General features: G+C 37.6%; 11 protein-coding genes and 1 pseudogene. 10 read left to right on the plus strand and 2 right to left on the minus strand.

Going from position 1 to position 17,123, the window contains the following annotated elements; all coding sequences use genetic code 11:
- The first annotated feature begins 1 nt into the window (after position 1).
- Positions 2–712: an ABC transporter ATP-binding protein gene (locus tag VXM77_RS02270; protein WP_161831058.1), complete on the plus strand. Its 711-nt coding sequence runs from the start codon at positions 2–4 to the stop codon at positions 710–712.
- Entirely contained in the window at positions 705–1,526 is an 822-nt protein-coding gene (locus tag VXM77_RS02275; protein WP_161831059.1) for a metal ABC transporter permease, read from the plus strand. Before VXM77_RS02270 ends, VXM77_RS02275 begins: the two co-directional genes overlap by 8 nt.
- A gap of 163 nt (positions 1,527–1,689) precedes the next feature.
- On the opposite strand, the pseudogene VXM77_RS02280 reads toward VXM77_RS02275, so the two are convergent.
- Positions 1,690–2,457 (minus strand): annotated as a pseudogene (locus VXM77_RS02280) (Rpn family recombination-promoting nuclease/putative transposase).
- A gap of 812 nt (positions 2,458–3,269) precedes the next feature.
- Between VXM77_RS02280 and nrdD the strand changes: the two are divergent.
- The 4 genes from nrdD (at position 3,270) to VXM77_RS02300 (ending at position 7,601) form a co-directional block, all read left to right on the plus strand.
- Positions 3,270–5,393, plus strand: coding sequence for an anaerobic ribonucleoside-triphosphate reductase (nrdD, locus tag VXM77_RS02285; RefSeq protein WP_338506831.1), 2,124 nt, complete (start codon positions 3,270–3,272; stop codon positions 5,391–5,393).
- 112 nt (positions 5,394–5,505) lie between these two features.
- Positions 5,506–6,009, plus strand: coding sequence for an anaerobic ribonucleoside-triphosphate reductase activating protein (nrdG, locus tag VXM77_RS02290; RefSeq protein WP_338506832.1), 504 nt, complete (start codon positions 5,506–5,508; stop codon positions 6,007–6,009).
- Positions 6,010–6,031: 22 nt separating this feature from the next.
- A complete protein-coding gene (locus VXM77_RS02295; RefSeq protein ID WP_161831063.1) occupies positions 6,032–6,517 on the plus strand; it encodes a dUTP pyrophosphatase in 486 nt (161 codons plus the stop codon).
- Between the two features lie 79 nt (positions 6,518–6,596).
- Positions 6,597–7,601, plus strand: coding sequence for a hypothetical protein (locus VXM77_RS02300; RefSeq protein ID WP_161831064.1), 1,005 nt, complete (start codon positions 6,597–6,599; stop codon positions 7,599–7,601).
- Positions 7,602–7,832: 231 nt separating this feature from the next.
- Here the strand turns inward: VXM77_RS02300 and VXM77_RS02305 are convergent, their stop codons facing one another.
- Positions 7,833–9,062 (minus strand): IS110 family transposase, encoded by a 1,230-nt coding sequence (locus VXM77_RS02305; protein WP_161832790.1) that lies wholly within the window; start codon positions 9,060–9,062, stop codon positions 7,833–7,835.
- 905 nt (positions 9,063–9,967) lie between these two features.
- Between VXM77_RS02305 and VXM77_RS02310 the strand changes: the two genes are divergently transcribed.
- From VXM77_RS02310 to VXM77_RS02325, 4 genes are all read left to right on the plus strand, one after another.
- Positions 9,968–11,815 (plus strand): LysM peptidoglycan-binding domain-containing protein, encoded by a 1,848-nt coding sequence (locus VXM77_RS02310; protein ID WP_338506836.1) that lies wholly within the window; start codon positions 9,968–9,970, stop codon positions 11,813–11,815.
- Positions 11,816–12,220: 405 nt separating this feature from the next.
- A complete protein-coding gene (locus tag VXM77_RS02315; RefSeq protein ID WP_338506838.1) occupies positions 12,221–14,080 on the plus strand; it encodes a diguanylate cyclase in 1,860 nt (619 codons plus the stop codon).
- Between the two features lie 5 nt (positions 14,081–14,085).
- Positions 14,086–14,799 carry a LytTR family DNA-binding domain-containing protein gene (locus VXM77_RS02320; RefSeq protein ID WP_338506840.1) on the plus strand — a complete coding sequence of 238 codons (714 nt, stop codon included), beginning with the start codon at positions 14,086–14,088 and terminating at the stop codon, positions 14,797–14,799.
- 488 nt (positions 14,800–15,287) lie between these two features.
- Positions 15,288–17,030 carry a GHKL domain-containing protein gene (locus VXM77_RS02325; RefSeq protein WP_338506842.1) on the plus strand — a complete coding sequence of 581 codons (1,743 nt, stop codon included), beginning with the start codon at positions 15,288–15,290 and terminating at the stop codon, positions 17,028–17,030.
- Positions 17,031–17,123 lie beyond the last annotated feature (93 nt).

Here is a 17,123-nt window from a genome sequence, read left to right on the forward strand (position 1 = left end):
TATGGCAATTTTATCTTGTAAAAATTTAAATGTACAGTACGATAATCAAGTGGCGTTGAAAAACGTGAACTTTGATTTAGAGGATGGCGATTATTTATGTATTATCGGAGATAATGGTTCCGGAAAGAGTACATTAATGAAATCCATTTTAGGATTGGTAACGCCGAAATCAGGGTCTATTCAATATGGGGCCCAATTAAAAAATCACGATATCGGTTATCTTCCACAACAGACGATTGTTCAACGGGATTTTCCCGCTTCGGTGTACGAAGTCGTGTTATCGGGGTGCCTCAATAAACGGGGATGGCGCCCGTTCTATTCGAAAGAAGAAAAACAGCGTGCTCTGAATAATTTAAAAAAATTAAAGATTGAACATTTAAAGGATAAATGCTATCGTGATTTATCAGGAGGACAGCAGCAGCGTGTGTTAATTGCGCGTGCGCTTTGTGCTTCAGAGAAGATTTTATTATTAGATGAGCCTGTAACAGGGCTTGATCCTGTGACGACTCAGCATCTGTATGAGATTATTGAGGAGTTGAATCGGGATTACAAGATGAGTATTATTATGGTCACGCATGATATGAATAGTGGGTTAGAACATGCGACGAAGATTTTAAGGTTAAATAAAGAAGTTGTATTTTATGGGACACCGGATGAGTATTTATGTTTTACGAATTCGTGCCATCATATAGGAGCGGTAAAACATGTTTAGTATTTGGCAAGAAATGTTTTCTTATAGTTTTATGGTTCGTGCTGTGTTAGTCGGTAGTGCCGTCTCATTATGCGCAGCCTTGTTAGGAGTTAGCCTTGTTTTAAAGCGATATTCGATGATTGGGGACGGGTTATCTCATGTCGGGTTTGGGGCTCTTTCTATTGCGATGGCTTTGAACTTGGCTCCGTTGAAGATAGCCGTTCCGGTTGTTGTTATTGCGGCCTTTTTCTTACTGCGAATCTCTCAAAATAGTAAAATTAAGGGGGATGCAGCTATTGGTTTGATTTCAAGTAGTGCTATTGCGATTGGGGTGACAGTCACGTCGCTTACGAGCGGACTGAATGCAGATATTAATAGTTACATGTTTGGGAGTGTCCTTGCGATGACTTCTAGCGATGTAAAGATAAGTATTGTTCTTTCAGTCATTGTATTTTTATTATTTCTTATTTGTTATGATCGTATTTTTGCCACGACCTTTGATGAGAATTTTGCAAAGGCAACAGGTGTTAATGTAGAGCTTTATAATATGTTAATCGCCTTTTTAACCGCGATTACGATTGTACTTGGAATGAGGATTATGGGAACGATGTTAATTTCGAGTTTAATTATCTTTCCTGCCTTAACATCGATGCGTATTTTTAATAGTTTTAAACGCGTTATGATTTCTTCTGGAATTATTTCAGTGGCGTGCTTTTTTATTGGGATGACTGTCTCTTTCTTATATTCGACGCCGGCAGGTGCGAGTGTTGTCCTAGTTAATGCAGCTGTTTTTCTTCTATTTAGCGTGATTGGATCATTCATGCGACGCATCTAAAAAAGTTGTCTCCGATGGAGGCAACTTTTTTTATGAATGAAGAATTCTATTGATGGAGGGTAGAAGGAGGACCGTAAATCGAGGGTGGTTCTTTTAAGAAATAGGAAAAGGGTAGCCAAAAGGGCTACCCTGAGAAGGTCAAACAGAAAATGTGGACGAGTGTTTATTTAGTTGAACTTTTTCGTAATTGTTGGATGCTGTTTAAAGGTAATCCCGTTTTTAGCGAGATGGTTTCATCATCTAAGACGTCTAAAAGATTCGTGGCAATTTCTAAATCTCGTTCTATTTTTCCTTCATCTCGTGCAGTTTGTAGACGACTCGTCTCATCAAGTAACGCTTTTAAACGCACTTCATAGTATAAACGAAATTGCTCATTACAACTTAGGACGAGCAGTTCATCCTTTGCCTCACGAATCGTTTCATCCCGGCGTGCTAATTCATAGCTCACTTGACTTTCGGGATGTTTAATAAATCCAAGCCATGCCTCTAACTGGTTCTTAATCTCGCTTGACTGTTTTATGTCTTTTATTTTATTAAGTTCAATAAAATGAAGTTCGAATAAATCACTTAATATTTCATTTCACTCGCGTTCTTTTAAAACGTAACAGCTATGGTATTCAAGTGTATCAAGTAGATCAAAGTCTAGGAGGTTAATACAAACTGTTCGTTCTAATTTTTGATAGGGATTTCCACCTTGGAGTTGCCCAGAAAACAACCGACTCCAATAAAATAAACTGTGTTCAATCATGTTCCTTTCATCCGCTACCTGAACCTCAACATTAATTAACTCCCCTTTGTTTGTCCTAGCTAAAATATCTAACGATCCGAGTTTATCATTTTTATATTGTTTATCAATCGTTCGATCCTTGAACGTAATTGAAGTAATTGGTTCATCAGGTGTTAACACCGCATTTAAAAATGAAATTAACAATTCCGGCTTTTTCTAAGCCCTACTATTGGAGGATAGCCAAGAGCTTTCGCTACTTGGCGCAGGGAACCCAAGCCCTAGCAGTTGAGGATATGTACGGGCTATGCCTCGTACGCCAGGGAACCCGTTCCCAAACAGTCCCTTGAACACAAAGTCCATGGTCGGTGGTAATAACACAGGTCCATTCCCTACTAGTTGAGGATAGCCACGATGCCAATCAAAGATTGTCCCACGTGGCGCAGGGGACCCCCTACTAGTTGAGGATAGCTAAGAGTTCGTTACACTCACTCCTTAGCGTAGGGGACCCACGTCTTCTCCATCTCCCTTCACTTGTTTTATTAAATCATTCAAATTTTTCATTTTTATGTTTCCTCCAATCATTATAACATATTCAAGATGTTCGGACATCTTTCTATCTTACAGTACGCGTATAAATGGAGATTTCCTTTTTTTAAGTTTAAACATTTTACAACTAGTAGCGGAGGATACGTACGGGCAATGCCACGACCCGGTATAAATTTTTTGTCTAAAACATAGACTTAAGGGAGGTGGTATTTTGGTGAAATAGGGATGAAAATAGGCTTAATGATTTACATGATTTATCTTGTCTTATATGCTTGAATTTTAGTTTGATTTTTAATATGATAGATTATAATTATTTTGCCAATAATCGATTTGGGTCAAATAATGTTGGAAGATGTTTTAGGGTCTGTTTAGCGGACCTAATCTAGTTTTTAATGAAAGATAAAAAAAGTTGAGGGGCGGGATATTCTTAGGAGGTTCCTAATGATTCCTGTCTTGGAGAGGGTGAGGACATGCGTGAGGTAATTAAACGTGATGGAAGTCATGTCGCATTTGATGAATCGAAAATTTATCAAGCGATTTTAAAAGCGATGAAGTATGGAAGTGGGATTATAAATGAGAATGTGGCCAATAAAATTGCCCATGAGATTAATCAAACGTTTGCCCACCAACATAAAACACCGACTATTTTTCAAATTGAAACGGCTGTTTATTTGAAGCTTATTGAAAATGGTCAGGAGTTAACCGCGAAGGCTTATGAAGGATATCGAGCGATTCAACAATTTAAACGTGAAACAAATACAACAGATGACAGTATTTTAAGCCTCATTGATTTAAGCAACGAGGAAGTCATGAATGAGAATTCAAATAAAAACCCGATGATGGCTTCTACTCAGCGAGATTTGATTGCCGGTGAGGTTTCAAAAGATATTACACGACGTAAAAAGTTACCGGCTCGTATCGTTCAAGCACATGATGAAGGTGTCCTGCATTTTCATGATATGGATTACTTCATGCAATCTATCTTCAACTGTTGTTTAATTAATATTAAGGATATGCTAGATAACGGAACCGTCATTAATAAGCGAATGATCGAGAGTCCGAAAAGCTTTCAAGTGGCGTGTACAGTCATGAGTCAAATTATCGCCCAAGTTGCGAGTAGCCAGTACGGTGGGCAATCCATCGACGTTCGCCATCTTGGAAAATACTTAAGACGAAGCAAAGAAAAATATATGGCCATGTTAAAAGACGTGATTTCATCCGAAGCAGAACGATTACAAGCGGTTGAAGTGTTGATGAAAAAAGAACTCGCATCAGGTGTTCAAACGATTCAATATCAAATTAACACGTTAATGACGACAAACGGCCAAAGCCCTTTTGTCACCCTATTCTTGAACTTAGATTTAAATGATGGATATGTAGACGAAGTGGCCTTAATCATCGAGGAAATTTTAAAACAACGGATTCAAGGAATTAAAAATGAAAAAGGCATTTATACAACGCCGACGTTCCCTAAATTAGTGTATGTCCTTCATGACTATAATTGTCTAGAGGGTGGAAAGTATGACTACATCACCGAATTAGCGGTTGAATGTAGTTCAAAACGACTCTATCCAGATTATATTTCGGCGAAGGAAATGCGTAAAATTTATGAAGGAAACGTCTTTAGTCCAATGGGGTGTCGCTCATTCTTATCGCCATGGAAAGATGAAGACGGAAACTATAAATTCGAAGGACGTTTTAATCAAGGCGTTGTGAGTATCAACCTTCCACAAATCGGGATTGTTTCAAATGGTGACGAGGAGAAGTTTTGGAAGCTACTCGATAACCGCCTAGAACTATGTTACGAGGCGCTCATGTGCCGACATGAGGCATTAAAAGGAACGTTATCGGATGAGTCACCGATTCATTGGCAGTATGGAGCCATTGCACGATTACCACAAGGTGCTGTCATTGATCCTTTGCTTGAAAATGGGTATTCAACGATTTCACTTGGGTATATTGGCTTATATGAAGTTACGAAATTGATGCGTGGTGTGTCACATGTGCACCCTGATGGAGAGGCGTTTGCGTTAAAAGTCATGCACCGACTTGAAGAAGCAACCAAGGTCTGGAAACAAAAAACAGGCATTGGCTTTGGACTATATGGTAGCCCGGCTGAATCACTTTGCTATCGCTTCGCTAAAATTGATTTACTGAAATTCGGAGAAATTAAAGATGTGACGGATAAAGGCTATTACACGAATTCTTATCACGTGGATGTTCGAGAAGAAATCGATGCATTTACTAAGTTAGAGTTTGAATCACAATTCCAATCTATTTCAACAGGGGGATGTATTTCCTATATTGAAATTCCGAATATGTCCCATAATTTAGAGGCTTTAAAACAAGTGGTCAACTATATTTATCATCACATCCAGTATGCAGAGTTTAATACAAAGTCTGATTGTTGCCATGTCTGTCATTATGAAGGGGAAATTTTACTTAATGACGATTTAACATGGGAATGTCCGAATTGTCATAATAAAGACCAGGCAAAAATGAATGTTATTCGCCGCACATGTGGTTATTTGGGTGACAACTTCTGGAATAAAGGAAAAACAGAGGAAATCAAAAACCGCGTCTTACATTTATAGAAATGCGAATGAGTTGTATAAATGTCTTCGAATGGATTATAGTATAAGAAGGAGTTAAAACGGAGCCGATGGGCTCTGTTTTATTTAGAGGACAGTTTGGGAGTGATGATTCATGTATTATGCACAAATACGCAAATTTGACACGGCAAATGGGACGGGAATTCGTTCAACGTTATTCGTTTCTGGATGTACCCACAAGTGCAAGGGGTGCTTTAACCAAGATTACAAACACTTTCGCTATGGGCATCCGTGGACGAAGGAAATTGAGGATAAGTTTATTGAACATATTAAAAATCCAAACGTTCACGGGGTAACGATTCTTGGTGGGGAGCCAATGGATCAAGTTCGTGATAATGATTTAAAAGATTTAGTTTGCCGCATAAAAGAAGAGACGGGACAAAACATTTGGATTTATTCTGGATATATGTTTGAAGAAATTATGATGTATAAAAAGACAAAAGAAATCCTGAAATATTGTGACGTATTAGTCGATGGTCCCTTTATTGAAGAACAAAAAGATTTAAGACTCCGTTTTAAAGGGAGCAAAAACCAACGCATTATTGACGTTCAAAAAACATTGAGTGAAGGAAAAGTAACACTACTTGAAAACTATTAAAGCATGTAAAAGGAGAATAACGATGAATTCAATTTATTTTGCGAAGCTAAAAGATGAGGCGATTATTCCATCAAAACGAGAAGAAGATGGGGCATTCGATGTATATGCTTGTTTCGATGAACCATACAAGATGATTCAACCCCATGAAACAGTTTTAATTCCAACGGGAATTTCATCGGCTTTTTCAAGTCAGTATGTTGCAATCATTAAAGAAAGAAGTTCAACGGGATCAAAAGGAATCGGTCAGCGATGTGGGGTCATTGATTCAGGATACCGTGGCGAGTGGTTTATTGCGATAACCAATCATAATCCGCAACCACTTGTTATTGCTAAAAGTGCTACCCCGCAGTCATTTCCTGAGTGTATCGTTTATCCGTATGAAAAGGCAATTTGCCAATGCCTAATGGTTGAGGTGCCGAAGCTACAGATTGAAGAAATTAGTCGCGATGAATTATTAGCGATGGAATCAGAGCGTGGAACAGGAGGCTTTGGGTCATCAGGAAAATAAAAAAAGCAACGTCGGTTGCTTTTTTTATTTGTCCGTTTCTCTCGAATAAGATATAATTTTAACAAAAGGGGGAAAAAGGATGCTTTATTTATCGCAGGGGTGGATCGTTTATGTCTTCATTTTTTTAGTGATGCCGTTTCTTTTATCCATCCGGTCATATGTCTGGGGGAGGGGCGGCTACGCTTTTTTAAATCGAAACAATATTGGGACATTGAAGGGAATTGCTATTTTATTAATTGTGATGCAAAGTGTGGGTGAGCGATTGACGCATGCTACCCCGTTAATGGCATCGATGTTAAAGGTAGGGACGTTAGGATCAATCCTTTATCTTTTTACTTGTGGATATGAGTGGATGTCAGTGTATCGAAAAAGTAAACGACAGGTAAAAAAACTATTTTATCATCAGGTGCCACAACTTCTTTTTCTTTTTATTGGGGTGAACGTTTTAGAATATTTGGTAATGATGTTTCAAGGAAACGAGGTAGATTTAAGGACTATTGTCTACCAAACAGTAGGAACCCATTTTTTTGATGGGAGTAGTGCTTGGTTGCTTGGGGCCACGCTTTATTTTTATACCGCTTTTTATGTGAGTTACCGGACGAGATTTAAAATGAAGTTGCTGGGTGTGTTTAGCTTGATTTATGCCTTTATTAGTTTGAAGTTGGATTGGAATGCAACGGTGGCCTTTTGTTTTTTAATCGGGGCCTTTTGTTGCCAATATCAATATTATTTATTCCGGATGATACGTTATCGGTTTTCGACCTTTCTTGCTGGGACGACGCTTGTCTTTTTGTTAAGTTACGGATGGTATCTTCGTGGCGGTACGCTAATCACTTGGGGACTTCCTTATATTTTCATCGCCTTTTTATTATGTTTATTAATGAAACTTCAATGCCGCTCCTCTTTTTTTAAGACGATGGGGGTTTGTGGGATGGAAGTTTATATGATTCATTCTCTTCTTTTAGTTCTTTTATTAGGTTATCGAGGAGGCGGGTCTTTGATGCAGTTTCTTCTTTTTTTATTAGCATTACCTCTTTTTGCGGGAGGAGTCAAGGTCTTTTTATCTCAAAGGTTAAAAATCTAGCTTGAGATAAAGTTTACGTTTTCACTACATCCTTTAACTTTTGAGATGAGCCCATTTCTTTAAAGACAAAACAAAAGACTTGTGGTATTAAGTCAAATAGTTAATTGATAAAAATAGTTAAAGATTTTAAAAATTTAGGCGCACTGAACTAGACCCTCGGCTAATCTCTAAAAAAATTAGCCTAGCGCCAGAACAGAAAGGATTCAAAAGCAACAGATGTTAGCCTTTGAGTTATACGCTCCTTTCTGGCGTGTAGAGTTGGCGGTTACGTAGTAGCGTATCCACCAAACGCACAAATTTTCTAGCGGTAAGGACGAGGGCTCGTTTGTGTTTAAATTTCGGAACTTCATCATATTTCTTTTGATAATAGAGACGGTAACTCTCTTCATGACGTCTTATAGAGTTGGCAGCTTCAACCATATAATATCGAAGATATTGATTACCTGTTCGTGTCATAGGTGTGCGTTCCGATTCAAAGTTTCCAGATTGATTCTTCTTCCAATAAAGTCCGCAATACTTGGCTAATTGGGCTTCATTTTCAAAACGTTCAATTTGACCGATTTCAGCGACAATACCGGCGGCATACACGATACCGATTCCTGGAATACTTTTTAAGCATTGGACCTCTGAAACAACTTCAAATAAGGCGACAATACTTTTTTCTAAATCTTTAATTTGTTTTTTCAATGTTTGAATTAATCTCGCATAAGTCGCTAAAACCATATCCACTGATTCTTGGACGACTTGGGCTAAACGATAAGAGTCGCGAATCGCTTTCTTAATCATTTTAGCTATCTTTTGCGGGTCACTAAAGCGACCGCGCCCCTTTTCTTGTAAGAGAAGGGCTAAATCTTCTAACTCCATTTGGGCAATTTCATCAAGTGAAAGCGAGTCAGAGAGAAGATCAAGCATGGTGGCACCAAAAACAGAAGTATCAAGTTCCTTAGAGAGCGTATTACATTTATAGTAAAGGTTCTCAAGAAAGTGTTGTTTACATTCGGTTAATTGGTGAACGAGTTGGTATCTCGAACGAGTCAACCGTTGAAGAGCGATGTAACGCTCCTCTTTTAAAACCGTCTTATTAAAGCGTTCAATGCGTAAGAAATCCGCAATACGAAAGGCATCAATGCGGTCGGTTTTATCCTCTTCAAAAAGGCCTTTGTATCGATGGATAGACTTCGGATTTTGAACGACAACTTCCACGCATCCAAGGGAATTTAAGTCAGTGTCCTCAGATAAAAATGTGGCAGGATGAAAACTGTAAATAGAGGTGGACTCCATTCCAATCACAATCTTTTCATAGTTAAAAGAGTGGTGAAACGTTAGAACAGATTCCTTGATAGATGAGGCACCGTTTAGATTATTAGGAAGTGTGACTTCCTTCAGAGTGGTGTCTGAACTATCTAGAAAACAAACATCAAGCTTTTCAGAACTCACATCAATACCGACAAACAATTTCATGGAAAGGACCTCCTTTCTTTGAGATAAATTTGGAATAAACTCGGATGCGGACGGATATCCCTAGGGCCCAAAACATGGCGACAACCTCGTGTATAAGTATTCTAAAGAATCGCCCCATGAGTGCTGCCCTCAGCCTACTAAGAAGAGGAATATGGGACGAATCGATACAGCTTGTGCGTATGTCGAACAGTTTTGGTCTGGGTCACAGTCTTTAAAAGTAGTCAAACTACAGGGGGAGAAAGTATATTCCTGATGGATCCAATTCCATTACCTATATGGTGGGATGTCCGATAAAATCTCAGACAAAAAGAGGGTAACCAATTAACTGAAATGACGGAAAGAAGAATTAAGCCATCATTTAGTTTTCAAAGAACAATTAACGCCCATAAAGAAGGGCATAAACTTATTATACGAGGGGGGATGTAAGGTGAAAAATGTGGACGAATCGGCGTAAAGATTAGGAATATCCTTCTTTGTTGCTTCTTATGATGTAATAAGGAGGGGTACGATGAGTGATGAAGTGATTAGGCGTGTTTTTAAAGGGTTAACGGTTGCTTATGGATTATTAGGGGTTATTGGAATTGTCGCTTGGTGGTTCTTTTAGTCGGAAAAATCGAGTGTTGATGGGTGAACGAATTGTATCAATATAAAATAGGTCCTTGGATAAGGACTTTTTTTATTGTTTTTTAACAAATTGGGGCAATTTATTTCCCGGGACATGAAAGGTTTTCTTGAATGGTAGGAGGGGGTTAAGATTTTCAATCTCTTTTGCTTCTTTTTGTCACTGCGAGTTGATTTTTTAGGAAAAAACTATTTTATGTTTCAGTTGTTAGAGATAATCACCCTGTCGCTCTTTCTTTTTTTTTCATAAAATGTATGGAATATACATTAAAAGGAGCGATTTTATGAAGAAATTTCTAGTGGCAACACTAAGCTTAGTGTTGTCGTTAATAACGGGTTTCACTGCCTTTGCCATGAGTCCAAGCAGTGAAACGATATATCGGGGAATCGATGTGAGTAAGTGGCAAGGAAATATTAATTTCTATGCTGTTCGTAATTCGGGTGTTGAGGTCGTATATATTAAATCAAGTCAAGGGCACCGGATGGATCCGATGTTTGAGGCTAATTATGCAAAGGCTAAGGAAGCGGGATTAAAAGTTGGGGTTTATCATTATGTAACAGCTGAAAGTGTTCAAGAGGCTCGTTCTGAGGCCGCCTATTTTGTTTCTATTTTAGAGGGAAAAGAAATTGATTGCCGTTTAGCGATGGATTTTGAATATTATGGATCTTTATCTACATGGGAAATCAACGAAATTGGATTAGCCTTTTTGCAAACTGTTGAATCATTGAGTGGTAAGGGAGCTGTGGTATATAGTAATCTATCAAGCGCGCGTTACATCTGGAATAATGCAGTTGCCCAGTATCCACTTTGGATTGCTGAGTATGGTGTGAGTCAGCCACGGAATAATGGAAAGTGGACAGAGTGGGTAGGGTTTCAGTATAGTGAATCTGGAAGGGTTCCTGGAATTTATGGAAGCTCGGTCGATTTAGATTACTATACAGCGGATATTTTCTTATCTGATCAAGGTGGAATTCCGACAGTCCCTGATCATGCAAGACCACAAGTTCCAAGTTCTTCACCAACCGATGTTGGAACGTACACGGTACAGTCAGGCGATACGTTATCGGAAATTGCCGCTCGCTATGGAACGACTGTGAATGAATTAGTCAGATTAAATGGCATTCAAAATCCGAACTTGATTTATCCAGGTGAGGTATTGAAAATAAGAGGAGCCGCGTCTGTATCAGGTGGAACTCATTCAGGTTCAACAACATCTGGACAAGGAAGCTATACCGTACAGTCGGGTGACACCTTATCAGAGATTGCCGCTCGTTATGGAACTAGCGTGAATGCATTAGCGAGATTAAACGGCATTCAAAATCCGAACTTAATTTATCCAGGTGAAGTCTTAAAAATAAGTGGAACCGCAGCTGTATCAGGTGGATCTTATTCTAATGCAACAGCCACTAGTCAAGGAACATACACGGTTCGAAGTGGGGATACGTTATCGGGAATTGCCGCTCGTTATGGAACTAGCGTGAATGCATTAGCGAGATTAAACGGCATTCAAAATCCGAACTTAATTTATCCAGGTGAAGTCTTAAAAATAAGTGGAACCGCAGCTGTATCAGGTGGATCTTATTCTAATGCAACAGCCACTAGTCAAGGAACATACACGGTTCGAAGTGGGGATACGTTATCGGGAATTGCCGCTCGTTATGGAACTAGCGTGAATGCATTAGCGAGATTAAACAGCATTCAAAATCCAAACTTAATTTATCCAGGTGAAGTCTTAAAAATAAGTGGAACCGCAGCTGTATCAGGTGGATCTTATTCTAATGCAACAGCCACTAGTCAAGGAACATACACGGTTCGAAGTGGGGATACGTTATCGGGAATTGCGGCCCGTTATGGAACGAGTGCAAATGCGTTAGCGAGATTAAATGGCATCCAAAATCCGAACTTAATTTATCCAGGTGAAGTGTTAAAAATTAGCGGAACAGCAGCAGTATCAGGAGGATCTAATTCTGGTGTAACAGCAAGCGGACAAGGAACGTATACCGTTCGAGGTGGAGATACGTTATCAGGAATCGCGGCTCGCTATGGAACGAGTGCAAATGCGTTAGCGAGATTAAATGGCATCCAAAATCCGAACTTAATTTATCCTGGAGAAACGTTACGTCTATATTAAGGATAAGAGAGATTCGAGCCCGATATAAAAAGATTAAGGATGATTGGGTTACCGCGTATTGAAAATATTGTGTGCTTCTGTTAGATATAGATGGTAACAATGAATTTCACGCTGAATACTAAGAGATAAAGCAATAAAAGAATTTCCGTTTTTCTAGAAAAGGATACCGCTCTTCACGGTATCCCTTTTAAATAAATAGTGATGCTCCATAAGTTTTATCGGTGATGAGTTAACCCATTACGTGATGTTAGCTATAGAGAGGGCTTTTCGCTTTGTATTAATTCGATAAACATAGACATTTTTGTCGAAAAAGTCAACGAAAATGTGAAAAATGTTGAGTCCCTCTGATTAGGATGTTATGATAAATCCAGCATACATGCAAGAATGGATTTAGGAGGAGTAGCTTTGAAGCGGAGGTTTACTATCATCATACTGGCTTTAATTAGTGTGTTCATTTTACTAATTGGAGTGGTAAGCCATCAGTATAAAATGACTAGGACTGATAAGTTTGAGCATAACTTCGAAATGGCACAATATTATCATTTAGACTCAAAATTTATAAAACAGCAAAAAAAGTATCTTAATGAAGAGTTAGAATTCGTGAAATCGAGACAGGAATTACAACAGGGATATTATTGGTTAAGCCAATTACACTATTATTCAAACGAGTACGAGAAATCAAATGATTATCTTTTTCGTGCTCTGAGTGTTGCAAATACGGAGTCGAATAAGCTACAAATCATGATTTATATGGGAATCTCAAATAATTATTATTTGTTAGGCGATTTTAAACAGTCACAACTCTATTATGAAAAAGCGCAACAATATGCGATTGATTGCCAAGAACTTTCATTATTAGCAGATGTTTATGAATCACGCGCGAAACTTTATGTGAACTCGCTTAGTCGCCTCGATGCTGTTGCTAATTTAGCTCAGTTGGCAAACTATTTAGACTTAACACCTATGCGAATCATTGAAACAAATTTATTAATGATGGAAATTAGTTTAATGAGCCATAACTATGAAGGGGTCATGTATTACCTCTATCAATCATGGATGTTGGCACAAGATCAAGATAATAATTTGCTAGAACAATATATCTTATATCTTGGAGCGATGGCCTACTATGCCGAAGAACGCTATGAAGGAACCTTTGAATTACTTCGAGTGATTGATAAAACAATGTATGACATCGATCCGATGGGTTATCTCTATTTCTTAATGAATAGTTACTACCAACTCCACGGATATGATGAATCTATTAAGTTTTTAAATGAAATCAGAGAACAAGAATCCGGAGTCATTGATGATTACTACGATCTATTACAGACAGATTTATTAATTTCCGAAGGTCAGTATGAGGAAGCCCTGAAATTACTAGAAACGGCGGCAGTAGATGAATACTCTAAGTTGTGGAGGAAGACACTCGAACTTGAAGTTAAACGAAATCTGAATGTAGATATTGATTTATACTCAGAATATGAGACACTATTAGAACAATCAAGAACTGGAGCGTTACCGACAGTCAGTGTGTATTTTATTTACAGTCAGGCGAAAGACTATTTATCTCAAATAAGGGGAAATAGTGTTCCTTATGCGAATGAGTTTTACTTAGACCAGGAATATTTGAAAGAGCCTTCATTTGAAGATGTTGATCAAATTATGAATTTGAAAGATAGCTCAGAAAAGAAACAAATGTTTAAATTAAATGCTTTAATATTGATAGGAGTTGGCATATTAATGAGTGGATACTTCTATCAAAGACGAGTGATTAGCCGTTTGAAAAGGGAGATAGAACACTCGAAAAAAATCGATGCCTTGACTCAATCATTAAGTTACGAATGGTTAGATGAAGAAATTCACTCTTTAATTAAGGAGCATGAGACCTTACAGGTCATGTTATTTGATTTAGAATCTTTTCAAAAATACAATGATACGTATGGGTATATGGCAGGAAATCGAATTTTAAGACAAACGGTTGATTTATTAAAATCAACATTTGACGAGGGATTCGTTGTTCGTTATAATGGACATCAGTTTATTGTGATGCTATTTGATCAAGAAGCGTGCATTCATGAAAAAATGAATCAAGCGATTGAAGCTTTTCATGCATTAGATATTAGATTTAATACTGGGATAACAAAGGGACAACTTTTAATGAGAGCGAGCGGACTATCTTATCAGTTATCAAATCACTTTGATTTAGATCGATGTTTAAAAGAAGTGCAACGCCATATGAAATCGTTAAAAGATGAAGATGAATAAGGACGGTGATTTTTTTGTACCGTATTGCAATTTGTGAGGATGAGTCGTTTCAAATGAAGCAAATTATGACGCAAGTTGAGCGTTACGGAAAGGCAAAGAATATTTCGTTAAATATAAAAGCATTTGATTGTGCTGAATTATTTTTAAACCATTTCAAAGAGGCATATGATTTGGTGTTCCTTGATATTCATTTGCCGGGCATTGATGGAATTCAGTTAGCAAAAAAAATTCGTGAACAATCGCACCGAACAAAAATTGTTTTTTTAACGGCGCATGAAAATTTCTGGCCTGAGGGGTATAAAGTACTTGCTTCAAGATTTCTTATTAAGCCGATCACTGATGAGTCTTTATATTTAGAAATTGAAGAGGTTATGGATCAACTGATTGAGCAGACGCCATTTGTACTAGCCTCTCAAGATAAAAGGGTAGCAAAAGTCGCCGTAGAAGATATCTTTTATTTAGAGATAGCGGGTCGTAAGGTTAACCTCTATACAAAGGATGAAGTCTATGTCAGTTCTAAAAGTCTAGCACAGTTTAAAAAAGAACTAGAACATCATCACTTTGCGCAAACACATTCAAGTTATCTTGTTAATTTGAAGCATGTTAAATTAGTGGGTAAAGATAGTGTCACGTTAACGAACGGTCAAGAAGTTTATATCTCCTTACGAAAATATAAACAATTTAAAGAGAAATTTATGGAATATGTGAGTAGTCTATAAGTTCTTTCACGGTCGATGAAGAGAAAAAGGGAATCCGAGAAGGATTCCCTTTTTCTATGGTTTCAATCGGTGAAACTTGAAATTTTATAGAAATTTGGTACACATTCGTGTATAATATTGTCGTATATTATTCTATTTTGTCGAAAGTGAAGTAAGTTTTATAGAGTTAGGAACCGATTTAATGTGCTGGAATTGATTGATGACCGGGAGGTAAAGATTAGGATTATTTCTCCTTATTTAGAGAAGGAAATAAATAGTCCGCCTACACAAGATGTTAACATAAGAATTTCTATTTTTACTAGTCCCTAAATCCGCTTAGAAGAGGCGTGTCATCCAATGAAAAAGGTTTTTTCACGATAGGCTAAGTCAACATTAAATTTATAGACCTATGATAAGGTGTCTTGTCGGTAGAAGAATGGTGAGGAAAACAAGGTTATAAAGTGTAATTTACATGCATTGATGCTAAATAACGATGAGGAGAAGGTAACATGCAGAATCGAACTAAACATATCGTAGCTAAGGGAAGGATTCAACGGTTTATTTTAAAAGTTTATTCCCCATTTAAACGTTTCTTCCTCAAATATGGATCGATCGTGAAAATTTTTCTAGCAGCGTTGATTATTACGATCCCTTTGACCATTTGTTATACAGGAATTGTTAAGGGAACGAGAAAGGTTGAAATTAATCAGTTATATAAAACAGCGCTGGCATTAAGGGCACAAGAATTAAAAAGTTCGATGAATGTATTAACGGAGCAAATTAATGTTTATCGGGGAGTCATCTCAACGGAGCTTTGGAATGAATTGGTCTCAATTAAACGGGTCATTACCGAAAAGTTAGAAGGAGACGAACTCCCTGGAACACCCTCTTTAATACAGTTGATCAAAGGATTGAGTTATGAATACCCGAAGTATGAATTTTCGATTTGGAATCGAGAAAATGAACAGTTAGAAGTCGCTTATGCACAAGGAAAGCCAATCAATGTGGATGAAGCTTTAATGGATTATTTGATGGAACCATGGCCATCAGACTATTATCGTGATGAAGTGAATCAAAAACTCATCTTTTTTAAGGTTCGCGAAGAAGTGAAGTTAGATTTAATGGGGAATGTCACGTTAAATCTAGGAGAAGAACTTAAAGGATTAGATGCCCATATGAGTTTAGTTCAATTAAATTTAGGCGGGGCCAAAACCATTGAAGAGTATTTTGGGGATGTGTTGTTTAGTACCCACCCCTTTAATTGGGTGACAGATTATCAAAGAATAGGGGATCGTGAAACAAAATTACTGGCAGCGATTAAAGATTCCTTCGATCATAATCGAGACTATTATGGATTTTATCGTGAAGAAACGGAGAATCAAGATTATTTAATTTTTGGACATAAAAGTAGTGACTTTAGTATGGGGATTTTATTAACTCTTCCGACTTCAACGTTTACAACTGACGTTCTTGATATGATTGAAAGCTATGACCAAGGGAGACAGGAACGAGTCATAGGCGCTTTAGTAATCAGTGCGATTACGATTTTAGCAGCTTTTATTGGAGGTGCTCTTGTCATACGAAAAGCGAAAATGAAGGAAGTCATGATGGAAAAGCGCCGTGCTCACCTCGCACTAGAACATAATGAAATTATATTTTCAAAATACGAACGCATTAATGAAATGGCACACGACGTAAAAAATCATATCAGTTCAATTAAGGGGCTCATTGAGTTAGAACAGAATCAGGCGGCCTTAGATTATATTGATGTGATGTATGATGATTTAGGGAAACTTTCAAATACGATTGTTACAGGTCATCAATTAATGGATGTCATTTTAAATGAAAAATTAAGCCTCATCAAAAAAGGAAATATTCACTTTGATTATAAAATAGAACGTGTGAATTTATCATTTATCAACGACAAGGATTTAACGATCTTACTGACAAACCTCCTTGATAATGCGATTGAAAGTTGTCAACAAAGCGAGAATAAAGAGATAGAATTTCAAGTTTATACGTTTAATGAGTCGTATATCATTATAAAATTAATAAATAGCTGTGATCATGAACCTATCGTGATCAACCAATTACTCATGAGTCGTAAGCGTGAGCGCATGACTTATGGATATGGAGTGAAAAATATCGAACGTGTGACATCCTATTATGGGGGAATGACGATGTGGAAATTCGATGAAGTTCATGCTCAATTTCAATTTACGGTGACGATTCCGATTCCGACTGCTGATTAAAATCATGAACACTCGATGCGGTTATCATTGAGCTTTTAATGTCCGCATGATATGATATAATAATGAGTCTTATGTAAAATTTTGTTGTAATAA

Origin of the sequence: Turicibacter sp. KK003, assembly GCF_037014675.1 — a bacterium.
In the GTDB taxonomy this organism is placed as follows: domain Bacteria; phylum Bacillota_I; class Bacilli_A; order MOL361; family Turicibacteraceae; genus Turicibacter; species Turicibacter faecis.